Source organism: Metasolibacillus sp. FSL K6-0083 (genome assembly GCF_038630865.1).
Classification (GTDB): domain Bacteria; phylum Bacillota; class Bacilli; order Bacillales_A; family Planococcaceae; genus Metasolibacillus; species Metasolibacillus fluoroglycofenilyticus.
This window is the reverse complement of sequence record NZ_CP152046.1, coordinates 3,636,553-3,654,282: the sequence shown is the minus strand read 5'-3', so window position 1 is coordinate 3,654,282 and position 17,730 is coordinate 3,636,553. Positions and strand designations below refer to the sequence as shown.

14 protein-coding genes, 1 pseudogene and 2 riboswitches are annotated in these 17,730 nt (G+C 38.1%); of the genes and pseudogenes, 10 read left to right on the top strand and 5 right to left on the bottom strand.

Going from position 1 to position 17,730, the window contains the following annotated elements:
* Positions 1-43: 43 nt before the first annotated feature.
* Genes kynA through kynU form a run of 3 tightly spaced genes read right to left on the bottom strand, consistent with a single transcriptional unit; the run spans position 44 to position 2,780 of the window.
* Positions 44-886, bottom strand: coding sequence for a tryptophan 2,3-dioxygenase (gene kynA, locus MHB51_RS17060; protein WP_066166753.1), 843 nt, complete (start codon positions 884-886; stop codon positions 44-46).
* Positions 886-1,509: an arylformamidase gene (kynB, locus tag MHB51_RS17055; protein ID WP_066166756.1), complete on the bottom strand. Its 624-nt coding sequence runs from the start codon at positions 1,507-1,509 to the stop codon at positions 886-888. Before kynB ends, kynA begins: the two co-directional genes overlap by 1 nt.
* Positions 1,509-2,780: a kynureninase gene (kynU, locus tag MHB51_RS17050; protein ID WP_066166759.1), complete on the bottom strand. Its 1,272-nt coding sequence runs from the start codon at positions 2,778-2,780 to the stop codon at positions 1,509-1,511. Before kynU ends, kynB begins: the two co-directional genes overlap by 1 nt.
* Positions 2,781-3,101: 321 nt before the next feature.
* Positions 3,102-3,301, top strand: a riboswitch (cobalamin riboswitch).
* Between the two features lie 161 nt (positions 3,302-3,462).
* On the opposite strand from kynU, the gene MHB51_RS17045 reads away from it, so the two are divergent.
* The 10 genes and pseudogenes from MHB51_RS17045 to MHB51_RS17000 all read left to right on the top strand — a co-directional run bounded on the left by MHB51_RS17045 (position 3,463) and on the right by MHB51_RS17000 (position 15,600).
* A complete protein-coding gene (locus MHB51_RS17045) occupies positions 3,463-4,182 on the top strand; it encodes a DUF4430 domain-containing protein (protein ID WP_342558674.1) in 720 nt (239 codons plus the stop codon).
* Positions 4,183-4,260: 78 nt separating this feature from the next.
* Positions 4,261-8,193 (top strand): S-layer homology domain-containing protein, encoded by a 3,933-nt coding sequence (locus MHB51_RS17040; protein WP_342558673.1) that lies wholly within the window; start codon positions 4,261-4,263, stop codon positions 8,191-8,193.
* 248 nt (positions 8,194-8,441) lie between these two features.
* Complete coding sequence (locus MHB51_RS17035; protein WP_066166768.1) at positions 8,442-9,983, top strand: S-layer homology domain-containing protein; 1,542 nt, start codon at positions 8,442-8,444, stop codon at positions 9,981-9,983.
* A 1-nt stretch (position 9,984) separates the two neighbouring features.
* A complete protein-coding gene (locus MHB51_RS17030; RefSeq protein ID WP_342558672.1) occupies positions 9,985-10,827 on the top strand; it encodes a DUF4430 domain-containing protein in 843 nt (280 codons plus the stop codon).
* Positions 10,827-11,708 carry an energy-coupling factor transporter transmembrane component T gene (locus MHB51_RS17025; RefSeq protein WP_066166773.1) on the top strand — a complete coding sequence of 294 codons (882 nt, stop codon included), beginning with the start codon at positions 10,827-10,829 and terminating at the stop codon, positions 11,706-11,708. The genes MHB51_RS17030 and MHB51_RS17025 overlap by 1 nt, the downstream gene beginning before the upstream one ends.
* Complete coding sequence (locus MHB51_RS17020) at positions 11,681-13,333, top strand: energy-coupling factor transporter ATPase (protein ID WP_342558671.1); 1,653 nt, start codon at positions 11,681-11,683, stop codon at positions 13,331-13,333. Before MHB51_RS17025 ends, MHB51_RS17020 begins: the two co-directional genes overlap by 28 nt.
* Positions 13,312-14,013, top strand: a complete 702-nt coding sequence (locus tag MHB51_RS17015; RefSeq protein ID WP_066166777.1) for an ECF transporter S component — start codon at positions 13,312-13,314, stop codon at positions 14,011-14,013. Before MHB51_RS17020 ends, MHB51_RS17015 begins: the two co-directional genes overlap by 22 nt.
* Positions 14,014-14,218: 205 nt before the next feature.
* Positions 14,219-14,403, top strand: a riboswitch (cobalamin riboswitch).
* A gap of 163 nt (positions 14,404-14,566) precedes the next feature.
* Positions 14,567-14,851, top strand: a complete 285-nt coding sequence (locus MHB51_RS17010) for a precorrin-6A/cobalt-precorrin-6A reductase (RefSeq protein WP_066166780.1) — start codon at positions 14,567-14,569, stop codon at positions 14,849-14,851.
* Positions 14,852-15,081: 230 nt separating this feature from the next.
* A pseudogene (locus MHB51_RS17005) lies at positions 15,082-15,294 on the top strand ((4Fe-4S)-binding protein); the annotation flags it as partial.
* 30 nt (positions 15,295-15,324) lie between these two features.
* Positions 15,325-15,600: a GNAT family N-acetyltransferase gene (locus MHB51_RS17000; RefSeq protein WP_082799043.1), complete on the top strand. Its 276-nt coding sequence runs from the start codon at positions 15,325-15,327 to the stop codon at positions 15,598-15,600.
* A gap of 155 nt (positions 15,601-15,755) precedes the next feature.
* Here MHB51_RS17000 and MHB51_RS16995 read toward each other — a convergent pair whose 3' ends face one another.
* Both MHB51_RS16995 and MHB51_RS16990 read right to left on the bottom strand, forming a co-directional pair.
* Positions 15,756-16,727, bottom strand: a complete 972-nt coding sequence (locus MHB51_RS16995; RefSeq protein WP_342558670.1) for a dipeptide ABC transporter ATP-binding protein — start codon at positions 16,725-16,727, stop codon at positions 15,756-15,758.
* Positions 16,711-17,712, bottom strand: a complete 1,002-nt coding sequence (locus MHB51_RS16990; protein WP_066166789.1) for an ABC transporter ATP-binding protein — start codon at positions 17,710-17,712, stop codon at positions 16,711-16,713. Before MHB51_RS16990 ends, MHB51_RS16995 begins: the two co-directional genes overlap by 17 nt.
* Between the last annotated feature and the right edge of the window lie 18 nt (positions 17,713-17,730).

Sequence of the window (17,730 nt, the reverse complement as noted above, 5' to 3'; positions counted from 1 at the left end):
TTATTTAATCAAGCCCCTTTTTACGTAACTAAACCTACTCCTATCAAAGCTCTGTGCGTAGCTGCCATAGCTCTGGGAAGAAATATTGGTCTAACACTTTTTTCAAATAGCTAACACCACCTGAGCCACCTGTTCCCATTTTAAAGCCAATAATGCGCTCAACCGTTTTCATATGGCGGAAACGCCACTGCTGGAATAAGTCCTCAATGTCGACAAGCTCCTCAGCAAGCTCATATAAATCAAAATATTTCTCAGGCTCGCGATAAACAGCCTTCCATGCCTCTTTCACACTGTCATTTGCCTCATACTTTGCTGTTACATCGCGTGATAATACTTCCTCATCAATAGTAAATCCGCGCTTTGCCAGCGTGCGAATCGCTTCATCATATAGGCTAGGCGCATTATAAGCTTCTTGAAGCATTGCTAATATTTTTTCATCATGTGCATAAATTTGCAAAATATGCGGTGTTTTATAGCCAAAATAAAACTCTAGTAAACGATTTTGATAGGATTGAAAACCTGATGAATTCCCGAGTTGGTCTCGGAAATTTAAGTAATCAGCAGGCGTTAATGTTGCAAGCACATCCCATACGTTTTTTAGCTGGTTTTGCACTTGTGAAACACGCGCTAGCTTTTTAAATGATTCAGGTAAGCGCCCATTATGAATATCAAGCGTTGCCGATTTGACTTCATGTAAAATTTGCTTCATCCAAAGCTCACTGACATGATGGACAACGATAAAAAGCATTTCATCATGCTCATCTGTTAGCGGCTTTTGACAAGCTAAAACCTCGTTTAAATGTAAATAATCTGTATAGGTCATACGGTCTTTGAAATCCGTAACGATTTTTTTCTCATCTTCAAATGGCTTGTAATTGTTCGACATTATTGCTCCTCCTCTTTGATGACTGCTCTTACAGGACTACCATCTGCTCCTTCTATTAATAGAGGTAAAATAATCATCTCATAGCGCCCTGCTTTGATATGCTCAAGCAATAAGTTTTCTACTATATAAATGTCACTTTCTACTAGCGCATGATGTATTGGTAGCTCCTTTGAAGTTACTTTATCAACTGATGGCACATCCACTCCAATTAAATTAATGCCGCTTTCTTTTAAATACGCTACAGTTTCTATTGTTAGTGTAGGTACTTCCTGAGGAAAAATATGTGCGTTAGCTAGCGTTTTTGTTTTAAAAAATACAGCATTTACTCCTGTAATTTTCCCTGCAACATGCGACATTTCAATAAATTCACTATCCAAGCATTCCACAACGACCACTTTTCCGATACAGCGCTCTAAATCAAGCTGCTCAAATGTCTGTCCATTGTTATCAAAATGAAATGGTGCGTCCATATGCGTGCCTGAGTGAAGGCTCATCTGTAGCATACCGACATTGACAGAGCCTGTTTGCTCCTTTGTTGCAACCGTTTCATAGATGAATTTTGTATCGCCTGCCCATGTCGCGATATTTTTGTTCAACGGCTGTGTAATATCAATCCACCCCATTACGCTACAATCTCTCTTTCATTCGTAAATTTCTCATATGCTTTCGTTTCCATAATATCCTTTAAAATTTCAAAACATTTATACACTTCTTCAAATGTGTTATACATTGCAACTGCCGCTAAGCGAATCCCCTGTGGTGCACGGAAGTCAGGAATAACACCGCGCTCCTTCAATGCCTTGCAAATGCGTGCGGCATCTGGATGCTCTAGATAAATATGACCACCACGCCTTTCATGCTCTACTGGGCTACACACTTTAAAGCTATATTCACCAAGCATATCCTCCACGCATTGCAGCATGTAATCTGATAATGCCAACGAACGCTTTCGCACATTATCAATGCCCATTTCATTAAACAACCCAAGCGCTCCTAACAATGGCGCCATACTCAACACATTTGGTGTTCCTACCTGAAAGCCCCCAGCCTCAAATGCTGGCTCAAATGTATGACTCATCGTAAATTGCTTTTCTTTATTTGAGCCAAACCAGCCAGCTAAGCCCGGTGCTGTCCCAAAATGCTTCTCATGCACAAAAAGAGCCCCTGTACTACCCGGTCCGCCATTCAAATGCTTATACGTGCACCAAAAAGCAAAATCCACATTCCAGTCATGTAAATGATGTACAACTGAGCCAACTGAATGACATAAATCAAAGCCAATTATAATACCACGTTCATGTGCTGCCTTCGTTAATTGCTCCATATTTAAAATTTGCCCACTGCGATAAAGCACACCCGGTAAAACAATTAATGCTACTTCATCTGTCATTGCCGCAATAATATCTTCTTCATCTAGCATTTGCCCATCTCGTGATGCCACACGAATTAAATGTGACTCATCATAACCCTTTAATGCTAGTTGTGATTTTAAAGCATAAATATCAGAGGGGAAATTTAATTCATCCGCTAAAATCTTCGTTCTCTTTCCCTCTGGCTTGTAAAATGTTGCAACGAGCTGATGTAAATTGCTCGTTGTCGAGCCAGTGACAACTACCTCTTCCTTTTGTGCGCCTACAATTTGTGCCATTTGTGCACCAAGCTTCTCGGCAAGGAAAAACCAAGCATGCTCGCCCTTTGTCCAACCATCAATACCGTATTCTTTCCATGAATTCATCAAGCTGTGTAACGTCTTTTCTGCGCGCTTTGACATCAGCCCTAATGAATTGCCATCGAAATAAATACGCCCCTCTTGCATATAAAACTCCTCCCGCATTGAGGCAATTTCATATGTTTCATCTAAGCGTTTGGCATATGCCCATGTGTTTGCTGTCATGCGTCAGCCACCCCTCTTCTTATTTTTAACACTCAAATTGATAGTAACATTCATAAGGATGTGAGAAAACCTTTATATTGAGCTATTAAATAGCCTTAATATTATGACAGGAAAAGAGAATGGAAATTTTGAGCCAAAAGTTCCATTAACTCATGGACAAACGGCAAAAATACTAAAAAGAACGCTACAAATTGCAAATATGATGTAATATTTTAAATTTAAAGGAGGCCATCTGAAACATTTATTATTTCAGATGGTCTTTTCTCTTTTTCTAACTATTTCGAAAACCAGAGAATTATGCTACACTTACCAATAAGTGAATAGTAACTGCAGAATAAAGGTGCTCAATTTATGAGCTTAATAGGGAATTCGGTGCAAAACCGAAGCTGTTTCCGCAACTGTAAGTGTAGATGACTACAGAGTATACCACTGTCCAACGAGGAAAAATGCCTCTAGTAGATGGGAAGGTTCTGAACTAGGATACACGAGCCAGGAGACCTGCCTTTATTTCATCGTATTAACTCTCTTCGGAAGCTAGGAGAACTTACGGCAAATAGACGGACAGGCACACTATGCCTATTTTCTGTTTTCCATGAGATGCTTCCCCTTTTTGGAGGAGCATCTTTTTATTTTTGAGTTAACTGCAAAACATTCACGAAATAAAAAATAGGAGGTTTTGTAAATGGTTCAATTCAAAAAATGGTGGCATCTAGCGTTTGCCCTGCTTTTGGCAGTTTCGCTCGTATCACCAGCAGCAAGTGCGGCGGTATTACAGCCGGTAAGTCAAGAAGTACTATCAGCAGACTTTGATGTTCAATTATCAGTGACTGGTTTGTACGATGAGATATTAGGAGAAACAACTGTAAATGTCCAAGACGGAACAACTGCACTAGAGCTTGTAGAGCAAACATTAGATGATGCTGGTATTCCTTATGTAGTAGTTTCTACTCAGTATGGTCCATATCTTCAATCAATTGATGGACGTGCTGCAGGCAGTTTGAATGGTTGGGATGGCTGGGTATACACAGTAAATGGCGATAGTCCTGATTATGGGTTAGCTGAGTATCAATTAGAGCCTGATGATGTAGTTCATATTTATTACACTACATGGGCTAAATTAGAAACAGCAAGTGCGATTGCTGTAAACGATAATAACCCGTCTATTACAGTAGATTTAACTGGTGATTTATTTATAACACCAGGCGCTTCGAATCTAGCAAACTGGACAATTAATACTGGAACAACGGCATTAACAGCTCAGTCTGTTACTGTGAATACCGACCAACAAGCAGTTATTACATTTGTAGGTCAAGCGCAAGCTGGCACTATTACCATTACTGCCTCAGCTAATGCATTATTAGGTGGTTCAGTAAGTGAGCCACTCGTAGTAGAAGTGCAATAACTAAGTAAATTAATACTGACAAGGTAAAATACTTTACCTTGTCAGTATTTAACTATTTTATCAAGGAGTGATTTTTAAATGGCTATATGGAAAAAACAACTACATATAGCGCTTGTCTTTATTTTAGTCTTATCGTTATTCTCTCCATCCAGTGTAATCAAAGCACAGCATTTTGAAGGAGAAATAGCCGAGCTAAATATTGAAAATGCTAATGATATCAGCGATAGTAATCTTGATAATTCGATAGAGCAAGATAATACTACGAAACCTGATAATGAAATAGAATTAGAAGATTCAACAAAGCTGGATAATGCACTTGAATCTGATAATGAGGCTGAATTAGAGCAGCAGACGCAAATAGATGATGCAGCAGGATTAACGTTTACTCCATTTATGGAGATTGCCCCCTTAGCAAGTAGCGATATTCAATTAAATAGAGAAGAACCATTACTATTACAAGTAGCTGAGACATTTGAACTTATAGCAACTACTTCAACAACAGATGATAGTGCAACAGTTGAATGGACTTCAAGTAATAACGGAATTGCAACGGTAGATAATGGGCTTGTAACTGCTAAGGAAATTGGTCGAGCAGTAATTACTGCTAAACTAGACGATACAACTAAAACAGTGGATGTATTTGTTATTTCACTTGAAGCGCAAGAAGCAATAAATTTCATTACCTCCTTACCAACAATTGAACGAGCAGATGATGCAACTTATCAACTATTGCTGGAAGCACGTGAACTAGATACGAAAGTAAAAGCACCCGCTCGTGCACTCTTATTGAATGACCTTCCTTATTTCGGTCTGTTACTTGAAAAAGAAATGGCATATTTTAAATTATATATGCAAGATCCTAATAATATTTTACCTGATCTTGAAGATATTATTTTAGATGATGGACTAAACAATAAGCTAGATGCATTACGTGAAAAATATGCTTCTCTTTTTAAATCTGGTTATAGAAAAGCTACAGATCCAGAAATACTTGCATTTAATGAAGTTCTTGTAGCTAAGGAAATCAAATACGCTATTCTTACTATCAACGAGCTTCCTCAATTAGAAGATATAGCATATAATTCAGCAACAAAAGAGCAACTAGAGCATGCGAGAAAAAAAGTTAAGGTCCTTTCTACGAATGATCAAAAAAAGGTAACAAATCATGAAGACCTTGTTAATAAAGAAATACGATATATTGAACTGTTCATTGATGCTATTGATATAAATGATCCGCTAGCAAAAGAATTAGTTGCAGAAGCAGAAAAAATTTGGAAAGCGTTACCTAATATCTATCCAAATGCCAAAGTTGATGGTGTATCAACTAAAGGGGTTGCCAATTATCCCGTTCTCCTTGATAAAAAGAAAATGCTTAGTGCTGAAGATGATATTAACAAAGTTATCGCTAAAATCGATGCATTACCTTCTGTAGAAATGCTCGTTTGGGCTGATATATTAAAAGTAGCTGAGGCCCAGCTTGCTTATGATAAGTTATTAACTATTCATAAAAATCAAGTAACTAACTATGCTAAGCTTGAAGCTTTACAAAAACGTCTATTAGATTTACAACCGTCTACAGTTGAGGCATACAATGCAGTTGCTGATTATTTGACGGCAGGTTCATATGAGCCATCTTATAACTCTGAATGGACGATTTTAACATTAGCACGTGGCGATATGAATTTAGATAAATATGCGACTTATTATGATAAATACTATCGCAATATCGTCAGTCATGTAAAAGCAACAAATGGTGAAATAGATACTCAGGCAACGGATTGGGCTCGAGTAATTATTGCGCTTACGGCTATCGGGAAAGACCCTAGAGATGTAGCTGGTTATAATTTAGTTAATAAATTAGCAGATTTAAGTTTTGCTACAAAGCAAGGTGTAAATTCAGCCACTTATTCATTGATTGCACTGGATACTTGGAACTTTGAATTACCTGAAACAGCGACAACAACGCGTGATAAATTAATTCAAAACATTATATCAAAGGAAATAAAAAATGGTGGTGGATTTGCATTTAGCGGTAACGTTGCTGATCCAGATATGACAGGTATGGTACTTCAAGCATTAGCACCATATCAAAGCAATCCACAAGTACAAGCGGTAATAGATCGCTCAATAGCTAAATTAGCTGCGATACAAACAACGAATGGTGGCTATATATCGACAGCAGGAAGTCCTGAAACTGCTGAAAGTGTTGCTCAAGTTATAACAGCGCTTGCTAGCTTAGGTATTGATGTGAACAAAGATGAACGTTTCAATAAGATTATTGACAATGCTATGTCATTTAGCACTGGTGACGGTGGCTTTAAACATATTCATAGCTTATCAGCAAATGGCATGGCAACAGTGCAAATGGGCTATGCATTAGCAGCCTACAACCGTTTACTAAGTGGACAAACAACGCTATACGATATGTCAGATACGAAAGATAATCCATCTAAGCCTGACGACGGGGATGATAGCGATGAGGAGGAGCCTTCCCCTCCTGATAATAATGGAAATCCACCAACTGTTCCTTCTGAAAAAGAGGAAATTGGCTATGCAACGGTATCTATTCGAATTTCTTCCAATGAAGTACCGTTAAGAGCAACAGCAACTAAATTATTTGCTGGAGAAACGGCTTTTGATGTTTTAAGACGTGTAACTGAGGAAAATGGCATTGCACTAAGCTATCGCCAAACAGAGTATGGCGTATATATTGATGGTATCGCGGGTCTTTATGAATTCGACCGCGGGGCTTTAAGTGGTTGGATGTATCGAGTAAATGGTCATTTCCCTTCATACTCTGCTGCCAATTACGTTCTCTCTGCAAATGATTCTGTTGAATGGCTTTATACAACTGATTTAGGAAAAGATGTTGGTGGTTATGTTGACGGAATTGAAAGTGGCGGCGCTGGTGGTACTGTCTGCGCTGAGGATGATGAGGAATGCAAAGAAAAGCAATGTCCTGAAGGCGTGGAAGATTGTGAAACTGAACAAGCTGAAAATGTTGGGGAAACAACTGTAGTGGACAGTGCAGTTACTGAAATTACAGTTGAAGCTGGCAGCAACAAAGCAGTCATTACATCGGAAAATATTCAAGAATATCTTGAAAAGAATATTCAAACGCTTATCGTTCAAAGTGAAAATAACTTCAAAGTAGAAATTCCGACAGTTACATTTGCAGGAATTCAACTTGCGGAAGATGAAAACGTAGTAATTTCAGTCACTAAGCAGCCTGAAAATAACCAATTCACTGTCAACTTTGGAATCGAAACCGCTGATGGCAGATTAAAACCACTTTCAACAAAGCAAGATTACTTAAAAGTAACGATTCCTTCTAGTGATATTTCGCCAAAGACAGTTGTTTTACAACTTGTTGGTGGTCAATATAAAGCAGTACCACATAAAATCGTGGATGGTCAAATTATTGTATTAACGAAAACAAGCGGTACATTCGTTGTTACGGAAAGCTCAGTTACATTTAATGATATTGCCCATCTAGCAAACAAAGAGGAAATTGAGTATTTAGCAAGTCGTCTTGTTATTCAAGGTGTAACACCTGATACATTTGAACCGAATAAACCGATTACTCGTGCACAATTTGCAGCATTGGTCAGTCGCGCACTTGGCTTACAGCTAACAGGTGAAAATCCATTTAGCGATACTGATGGCAAATGGTATGAACGAGATGTTCAAGCTTTGTTTGAAGCAGGTATTACAAATGGGACGACTACTTCAACATTTGACCCAGAAGCGCATATTACACGTGAACAAGCTGCTGCCCTAATGGCTCGTGTACTTGAATATGTGAACTATCAGGCACAGACAGCTAGCGATACAAATTACAATGATCAAAATTTAATTAGCTCTGAATACCAATCGTATATCGAGCTATTAAATAGCCTTGATATTATGACAGGTAAGCCTGATGGCTCGTTTGACCCAAAATCTTCATTAACACGTGATCAAACAGCCAAAATTTTAAAACGTACATTAATGATTATAGATATGATGTAATTTTCTCCGTAAAAAAGGGGAACCTTGAAAGCATTGATTTTCAAACGATTCATACGACCATTTAAAAGGTTGTAAATACTGAATTGAACACCTTTTCTTTATTAAAATGAATAAGTAAAAATCAATTTTTCATTGTATCAAAGACAAGTCAAACTTTTTATACAGCCTTGTTGTGACAATATAGAAGCTAGGGCTGTCCAAAAGGTATATCCTTTTTGGATGGCCCTTTTAAGATGGAGGTCGATTAAATGAAGCAAAAATTATCTATGTTATTTATGATGTTACTTGCTCTAATGCTAATTGTAGCACCCGTTTCTGCACAAAATGCTTCGACGATAGATGCTTATAAAACAACTGGGCAATTTATGGTGACGAAAGCGCCAAATCCCTCTTTTGGGGATGAGTGGTTTATTATTGCGCTGGCACGCGGTGAATATGCTGTCCCAAAAGGTTATTACGATAAATACTATGCCAATGTCGTAAAGCATGTACAGGCGGTCAAAGGTGAACTACATAGCCGCAAATATACGGAGTATTCACGTTTAATTATTGCCCTCACTGCCATCGGAAAAGACCCGACAAATGTAGGTGGATATAATTTAGTTGACAAATTAGCCGATTTTGAAAAAGTCGTATGGCAAGGTCCTAATGGGGCTTATTTTGCACTTATCGCTTTAGATACATGGAATTTTGAACTTCCTAAAACAGCAACAACAACACGTGCCAAACTAATCGAGCATATTTTAGAGAAGCAATTGCCTGATGGGGGCTGGGATTTATCAGGAACAAAGGCAGACCCTGATATGACAGCGATGGCTATTCAAGCCCTTTCAACATATAAGGAGAAAACGGAAGTTAAAGCATCCATTGATAAGGCTCTTAACGCATTACAAAATTTGCAAGATAAAAATGGGAGCTACCAAAGCTGGGGCACAACTAATTTAGAAAGTGTAGCACAAGTCATTACAGCGCTTGCAAGCTTAAATATTGATGCCAATAAGGAACAGCGTTTTAATAGACTATTTACAAGCTTTTTCACGTTCTATCACGCAAAGGATGGTGGCTTTAAACATGTATTGGAAGAATCCACAGCAAATGGAATGGCAACAGAACAGGCTGCTTATACATTAGCCGCTTATAATCGACTGCTTGCAGGCAAAACAAAGCTTTATGATATGTCAGATACAAAGCCGAATAATGCGTCGACACCAGAGCAACCAAACCAGCCAGCAGCTCCTCCTCAGAAAGTAAGCTTTAAGGATATCGGGTCGCATTGGGCAAAATCAGATATTGAGGCGGCAGTAGCACAAGGCTTGCTAAAGGGCTACGAGGACAACACATTTAAGCCAAATAATAATTTAACACGTGTACAAGCTGTATCCATTTTAGTTCGAGCACTCAATTTAACAAGCACAAGCAATGCTCCTTTCACAGATATTAGCTCATACAGTGAGGAGACAAAGCGAGAAATTGCAGCAGCCTATGAGGCCAATTTATTAGTAGGCAAGTCAAATAAATTTTCACCCTCCTCCCCTATTTCGCGCGAGGAATTAGCCGTAATGCTAGCAAATGCTTATACACATCAAAATGGCAAAGCCTATTTAGCTACAAATATCGCACCTTTAAGTGATATTGCAAAATTACAAAAGGAATCACAGCAGGCAATTACGTTTTTATATGATTTTGAAATTGCACAGGGTGCAGATGGTTCGTTTAATCCTGCTAATTTTATTACTCGTGCACATGCAGCAAAAATGTATGTCAATTTCTTAAAGGTAGTGAATGATTAATATGAAAAAAACGTTACAATTCATACTCGTATCATTGCTAGCTTTTATTTTAATAGCTTGTAATATTCAAACAGTGGAGCAATTCGAGCAGATGCAGGAGCAGGAACGGAGCGTTGATTCCCCTGCTCCGGTTGAAAAACAGGAGCCAGCTCCGCAGTCAGAAGAAGAGCCTTCACCACAAAACGAGGAGCTAGCAACACAGCACGAAACAGAGGAAATTGGACAGCAGGAAGTTGGAACCAAACAAGAGATTGAAACGAAGCAAGAAATTGAAAAACAACAGGAAATCATAAAACCTACAACACCTAAAAGTGAGCAGCAAAAAGTTGATACTAAACCAACAGCTAACACAGCAACTACACCAACAGAAAAGCCAAAGCAACAAGAAACAGAGCAGCAACAGAAGCCGGTGCCTCAAAAGCGCACTGTCACAATCGCTATTCGAGTGGATACATTGCTAAAGCATTGGGATATGTTAGACCCAGCCCTCCAAAGTGAGCAATACGTTCCGAAAGATGGCATCATTTTAAAGCAAACTACATATGAGCTGTTATCTGAGAAGGATACTGTTTGGGACGTGCTAAAGCGTGCAACAAAGGAGCATAAAATTCAAATGGAATACCAAGGAGCTAACGAAAACATTTATAGCAGTGTCTATGTAGAAGGCATTAACCATTTATATGAATTTAGCGCTGGCGAATTAAGTGGCTGGATGTATCAAGTAAATGGTGTCTATCCAAATTATGGCTGTAGCCAATATGTATTAAAGGATGGAGATGTGATTGAATGGAACTATACAGTCGATTTAGGACGCGACTTAGGGCATTATTGGGATGGTAATTGATGAAGGCATTTGAAACATTTCATCCAATCGTCCTCTTTTCCTTTTTTGTCGCTGCCATTGGCTTATCTATGTTTTTTATGCACCCAATCTATTTAGCGATAACTATTTTTTCAGCCATTAGCTTAAATATTGCTTTACGGAGACAGCTTTTTTTTAAAGATTGGAAGCTCTACGTCCCTCTATTTTTTTTAATGGCTATTATCAATCCTTTAATTAGCCATAATGGGCAGCTCGTCCTACTCTATATAAATGGCAATGCACTTACAGTAGAAGCCATTATGTATGGGATTGCCATTGCCACTATGATTGTAGCGGTTATGCTTTGGTTTAGTTGCTATAATGCAGTGATTACATCTGACAAGTTTATTTATTTGTTCGGAAAAGTGGCGCCAGCCTTATCTCTCACACTGTCGATTTCATTACGCCTAGTTCCGCGTTTTCGCCATCAGCTAGCACAAATCGTACAAGCGCAAAAAGTTATTGGCATGGACTATACGGCTGGCTCATTTTGGCATCGCATCAAATGTACTGTGCGTATAATATCTATTTTAATTACTTGGGCATTGGATAATGCTATTGATACTGCTGATTCTATGAAGGCGCGTGGCTACGGAATAAAAAAACGAACTGCCTTTTCACTTTTTATTTTTGAACGGCGCGATGGCTTCGTCTTGGCACTTATTCTATTGCTTTTTCTGAGTAATCTAGCCGCAAGCTTCATCGGTACAACATCTTTTTATTTTTATCCAACATTTGGAGCAATTAAATGGGATAGTGGAAGTATTTTATTTTATAGTAGCTATTTCCTTCTACTTTCCATTCCATTAGCAATCGAAATCTGGGGGGCATTAAAATGGCGTTCATTAAAATCGACAATATGAGCTTTACATACCCTAATGAAGCACATTCTGTATTAAAAAATATTAATCTAACAATTGAGCAAGGAGAATTTATAGTACTTATCGGTCAATCAGGCTGCGGAAAAAGTACATTGCTGCGCCATTTTAAGCGAGAGTTGCGCCCACACGGAAATAAGACAGGAACTATTTTCTACAAAGGCTGTGATATACAGCAGCTAGATGCAGAAGTTGCTGCTGCTGATATTGGCTATGTGTTCCAGCATCCCGATAATCAAATTGTGACAGATAAAGTATGGCATGAACTTGCCTTTGGATTAGAGAGCCTCGGCCTCGACTCACCAACAATTCGTCGTAGAGTAGCTGAGATGGCTAATTTTTTCGGCATCCATAAATGGTTTCATCAAAAAACAACAGCGCTCTCTGGGGGGCAAAAACAGCTCTTAAACTTAGCAGCAATTATGGTCATGCAGCCAAAATTATTGCTGCTTGATGAGCCAACATCACAATTAGACCCAATAGCTGCCTTGGAATTTATTCAAACATTGCATCGCTTAAATAAAGAATTAGGCATTACAATTATTTTAATTGAGCATCGTTTAGAAGAAGTGTTACCACTTGCCGACCGAGTATTTATTATGGATGAGGGCAGCATTTTATTCGACGGTCCACCAAAGGCAATTTTAAAGAAGCTACCAGCGAATCATGCGATGCTGACGGCACTGCCGACAGCAATGAAGATTTTCCATCTACTTAACGGAGTAGGGCCCGTCCCTCTTACAATCCGCGAGGGACAACGCTGGCTTAGCAACCAGCAATTCACCGTTGCCTCATCGCATTTGCTAGCAACAACAGAAAAAAATACAGCAAATATTGTATTGGAGGCAAAGGATGTTGCCTTTCGCTACGAAAAAAATGGTTTAGATATTGTCCAGCATTTTAATCTACAAGTAAGAGAATGTGAGTTTTTAACAATTATCGGTGGTAATGGCACTGGGAAATCTACAGTGCTTGCTATTTTAGCAGGACTCCAAAAGCCTTATCGTGGCAAATTATTATTATTTAATAAAGCTTTAAAAAGCTACAGCAACAAAGAATTGTATCAGCAATATTTAACTTTATTACCGCAGGACCCAAAATCATTATTTGTACAAAAAACAGTTCGCCAAGAGCTAGATGATATGGCTTATTTACATAAAATAGAAGAGAAAAAAATACAAGAGACGATTCAATCATTTAACTTAACACATTTGCTTCATCGACATCCGTATGATTTAAGCGGTGGGGAACAGCAAAAATTAGCACTTGCAAAGCTTTTATTAATGGAACCTAAAATTCTGCTACTAGATGAACCGACAAAAGGACTAGATGCACATGCAAAAGAAGAACTTGCGAAAATAATAAAGGATTTACAAGTAAAAGGTATGACCATTATTATGGTGACACATGATATTGAATTTTCTGCCCAATATAGCAGTAGATGTGCCTTGTTTTTTGATGGCAATATCGTATCAGAGGATGAGCCGCGCGCGTTTTATAGTGGAAACAGCTTTTATACAACGGCTGCCCATCGAATAACAAGAGAACAATTGAGCAATGCCATTACATGTGAGGATGTCGTTACTTTATGTCAAAAAACATTCGTTTAATCATCTCTCTATTTGTCATCCTAGTGTTAATTCCTCTTACTTTATATGCGGGTATTACATTATTTGCTGATAGGAAATATTATTTTATTTCGATTGTCATTATAATTTTAGCATCTGTTCCCTTTTTCCTGTCATTTGAACGGAGAAAGCCTCAGCCGCGCGAAATTTTAGTAATAGCCGTAATGTCTGCTATTTCAGTGGCGGGTCGAGCGTTATTTGTCATTACCCCCGGCTTCAAGCCGGTCGCTGCAATCACAGCGATTACAGGTTTTTCACTTGGAGCGGAGGCAGGTTTTTTAACAGGAGCCATTTCTGCATTAGTATCAAATATGTTTTTTGGACAGGGTCCTTGGACGCCATTTCAAATGTTTATGTGGGGAATGATTGGCTTTATAGCAGGTTTGCTCGGTAAAACAGGTATCATGCATAAAAAAATTCCTCTTATTTTATTCGGTATTTTTGCAGGCGTTTTCTTTTCCTTCGGTATGGACATTTGGGGAACGATTTCCATGTACGGTGTTTTCAGCTGGGAAGCTTATGTACTTGCGTTAACTTCCGCTGTACCATTTATGATTGTTTATGCTGTTTCCAATGTGATTTTTTTATTATTATTAGAAAAGCCTATAAGGGAAAAACTCGAGCGTATTAAAAATAAATATGGCGTATTGGCTGCCAAATAAGCCTAATTGAAAAATGAGAATGAGTTAGGCTTGCTTTCATGCTAGTTGAAATAGAAGTGACAAGTGCCCCCGTAAACCTTCTAACGAAAATACATTAGTTGGAGGAAATGCGCCAACCGTAATGGAAATCAGCGCTATCTTAGACATAGCCCTAAAATAAAATAGTTGAAATCTAGCTAAAATATGTTATCGTAAAATCATAATCGAATATGATGGTTAAATGAGTGCTTAGCAATGCTGAGGTAAAAGGGAAATTAGTGAGAAGCTAATGCAGCCCCCGCTACTGTAAGTGCAGATGAAATCACGAAAATCACTGTTCAAGCGAATGGGAAGATGTGAAAGTAAAAAGAAGCACGAGCCAGGAAACCTGCTCGTTTAATTAGTCACTTGCTTTTCGGAGGGAGAAGTGTAGGCGAGACATCAAATGTAAGGAATGTGTATATACGAATATATACGCACTTTTTAAACATGGAATCTCATAGCCTGTATCTCTTCACTTTTAGAGATACAGCTTTTTTATTTTTAAGCACGTTAGACCATGAGGAGGGCTCATATGATTTTATTTATAGAAGGAATAAATGAAACTCGAGAATTAGCTGTCACTTTACAACAACAAGGGCACACTCTTATCACAAAAGGTACTTGCCTAGCTGGCACCTTTTTAATTAGCGATTTATCAGTTAATGAAATAGTTGATATGATTACACAACACGAGATTACTTGTGTTGTCGATGCTAGTCATCCCTTTGCTGAAGAAGCATCAAAAACAGCTATGGAAGCTGCTATCAATTGCGGAGTATCCTATGTGCGTTATGAACAACCTCAATTGCTTATGTAATCAATTACAATGTGACGCAATTGATTGTTAGTTGAACCAATCGGGCTTTTACGGGCAGTTAATCTCTCACTTATCCTTTAGCGTATTTTCACTTAAATCTTGCAGTGGGCGTCTTACTGCCCGTTAATGCGGGATAAACTATAAGTGATATTTTTCATTGTCATCTTTTAATGTTTTAAGTAAGATAAAAACAAGCTTTCATATTACATTATGAGGGAGGATGGGTGAAAATGAGTGAACAACAATTAATAAACGCTGGTTATCGTAAATATAGTGGAGAAAAAATCGACGTTTTTTACTCAAAGGATTTATGTGAGCATGTTGGGAACTGTGTTAAAGGGAGCATTGATGTGTTCAATCCAAAAAGAAAACCGTGGGTACTAGTAGATGCTAAATCTGCTGATGAGGTAGCTCGTATTATTGACACATGCCCAACAAAGGCGTTGCAATATGTCTTTAGGAAGGAAGCAATTATGGAAATCACTATTGAAGAAAAACGAGTTATCGCTACAAAAGATGGTGTAGAACTTGGCGAGATGACATTCGTCAATTCCAACGATAAGTTTTATATTATTGACCATACGGGTGTTTATGATGCTGCACGTGGGTTAGGTGTCGGTAAAAAAATGGTACAGGCATTTGTTGAACATGCACGCACAAACAATATAAAGATACTTCCATTATGCCCATTCGCTAAAGCTGAGTTTGAAAAAAATCACGAGAGCTATGCCGATGTCTTGCATTCGTAATGTAGTAACGGCTCCGCATGCTTCTTCTGTGAAGAATGCGAAGCCGTAGCAAAGTGATATTGCTTTCCACGACAAAAAGAAGGTGTCTCAAAATAGCTTTTCAAACACCCTCTTTCTGTATATAAAATTCCATTGATTATAGGCTCACTTTATTATCAAGAATGTAAGTGACACGCTACTGCCCTTGAGTCATTTGTAAATTGTAGTTGTGGCTGCTCCGTTTTGCATTTTTCCATTGCAAATGGGCAGCGAGTATGAAAGTGGCAGCCAGTTGGTGGTGATGTTGGACTTGGCAAATCTCCTTTTATAATGATGCGCTCTTTACTTTTTTCCTCTGTTACTTGAGGTACTGCTGAGATAAGCGCCTCTGTATAAGGATGTAAAGGTTTGGAAAATATCGTTTCCGTATCGCCAATTTCTACAATTCTCCCTAAATACATAACCATTATTCGGTCTGCTATATATTGAACAACAGAAAGGTCATGCGTGATAAACATATAAGTTAAATCATATTCCTCTTGTAAATCCTTCAGTAAATTTAATATTTGAGCTTGGACAGATATATCAAGTGCTGAAACAGGTTCATCTGCAATAATTAACTTCGGATTTAAGACAAGCGCTCTAGCTATCCCGATACGCTGACGTTGACCGCCACTGAATTCATGTGGGTATCGCGATAAATAGGATTCGTCTAACCCCACATCTTTCATAATGTTTTTAATAATTTTTTGCCGCTCCTGCTTTGTTCCAATTTTATGAACAATTAATGGCTCTAATAAGGTTCTCTCAATCGTCCATCTAGGATTTAAGCTTGCGTAAGGGTCTTGAAAAATCATTTGCATACTGCGACGTACTTCCTTTAATTTTGGTCCTTTGCAATTCATTAAAGACTTGCCCTCTAGCAAAATATCACCTGTTGTAGCTTCTAATAATTGAATAATGACTTTAGCTAAAGTTGATTTTCCGCAGCCACTTTCACCAACAATCCCTAATATTTCGCCTTTTTTAATATGAAAATCGACATTATCAACAGCCTTTACAACTGTAGCACCCGCTTTGTTTTTTTTCATCGGATAATATTTTTTGAGCTCTTTTACATTTAGTATTACTTCATCCTTGATTTCCATTCGTACTCACCGCCTCGTTTTCATATAACCAACAAGCAACGCTCGTCTGATTTTCTTGAGTTATTAATTCAGGTGGTACTTCATGACATTTTTTCATTGCTTGTGGACAACGATCCGCAAATCTACAGCCTTTAGACCAATTTCCTGGTCTTGGCACGTTTCCTTTAATATACGATAATCGTGCTTGTCCAGCTGCTGTTGTTGGTAAAGATGCTAATAATCCTTGTGTATAAGGATGTAAAGGCTTATGCAATACATCCTTAACCTTACCTATTTCTACAATGCGCCCAGCATACATAACCGCTACACGATCACAGGATTCATGTACAACACCTAAATCATGTGTGATTAACATCAATGCCATATTATTATTTGCCTGAATTTCTTTAATTAAATCTATAATTTGTGCTTGTATCGTAACATCTAAAGCGGTAGTCGGTTCATCTGCTATAAGTAATTTAGGCTTGCATATAATTGCCATAGCAATCATAATTCTTTGACGCATACCACCTGATAATTGGTGAGGATAGTTTTTTACGATTTCTTCAGGTCTTGATATGCCGACTTGTTTAATTAATTGAATAATTTCTTCTTTTCGCTCTGATTTATTTAATTTCGTATGAATTTTTAATACTTCTTCGATTTGTTTCCCTATTTTCATTACAGGATTTAAAGCAGTCATAGGTTCTTGGAAGATCATCGACAACTCAACAGCTCGTATTTTTTTATATTCTTTTCGTGTTAATTGGCTTAAATCATATTGCTCCGCAAAGCATAATGTATCAGCCTGTATTGTTAGCGGTTTTTTTATTAAACCCATAATCGAAAGCGCTGTTAATGACTTACCACATCCACTCTCACCAACAATGCCTATCGATTCTCGTTCATATATATCAAATGAAATCCCATCAACAATATTCACTTTGTCCTTCTCTTTATGAAATGAAGTTGACAAATTATTTACCTCTAATACTTTTTGTGTCAATTGAATCCCTCCTCACCT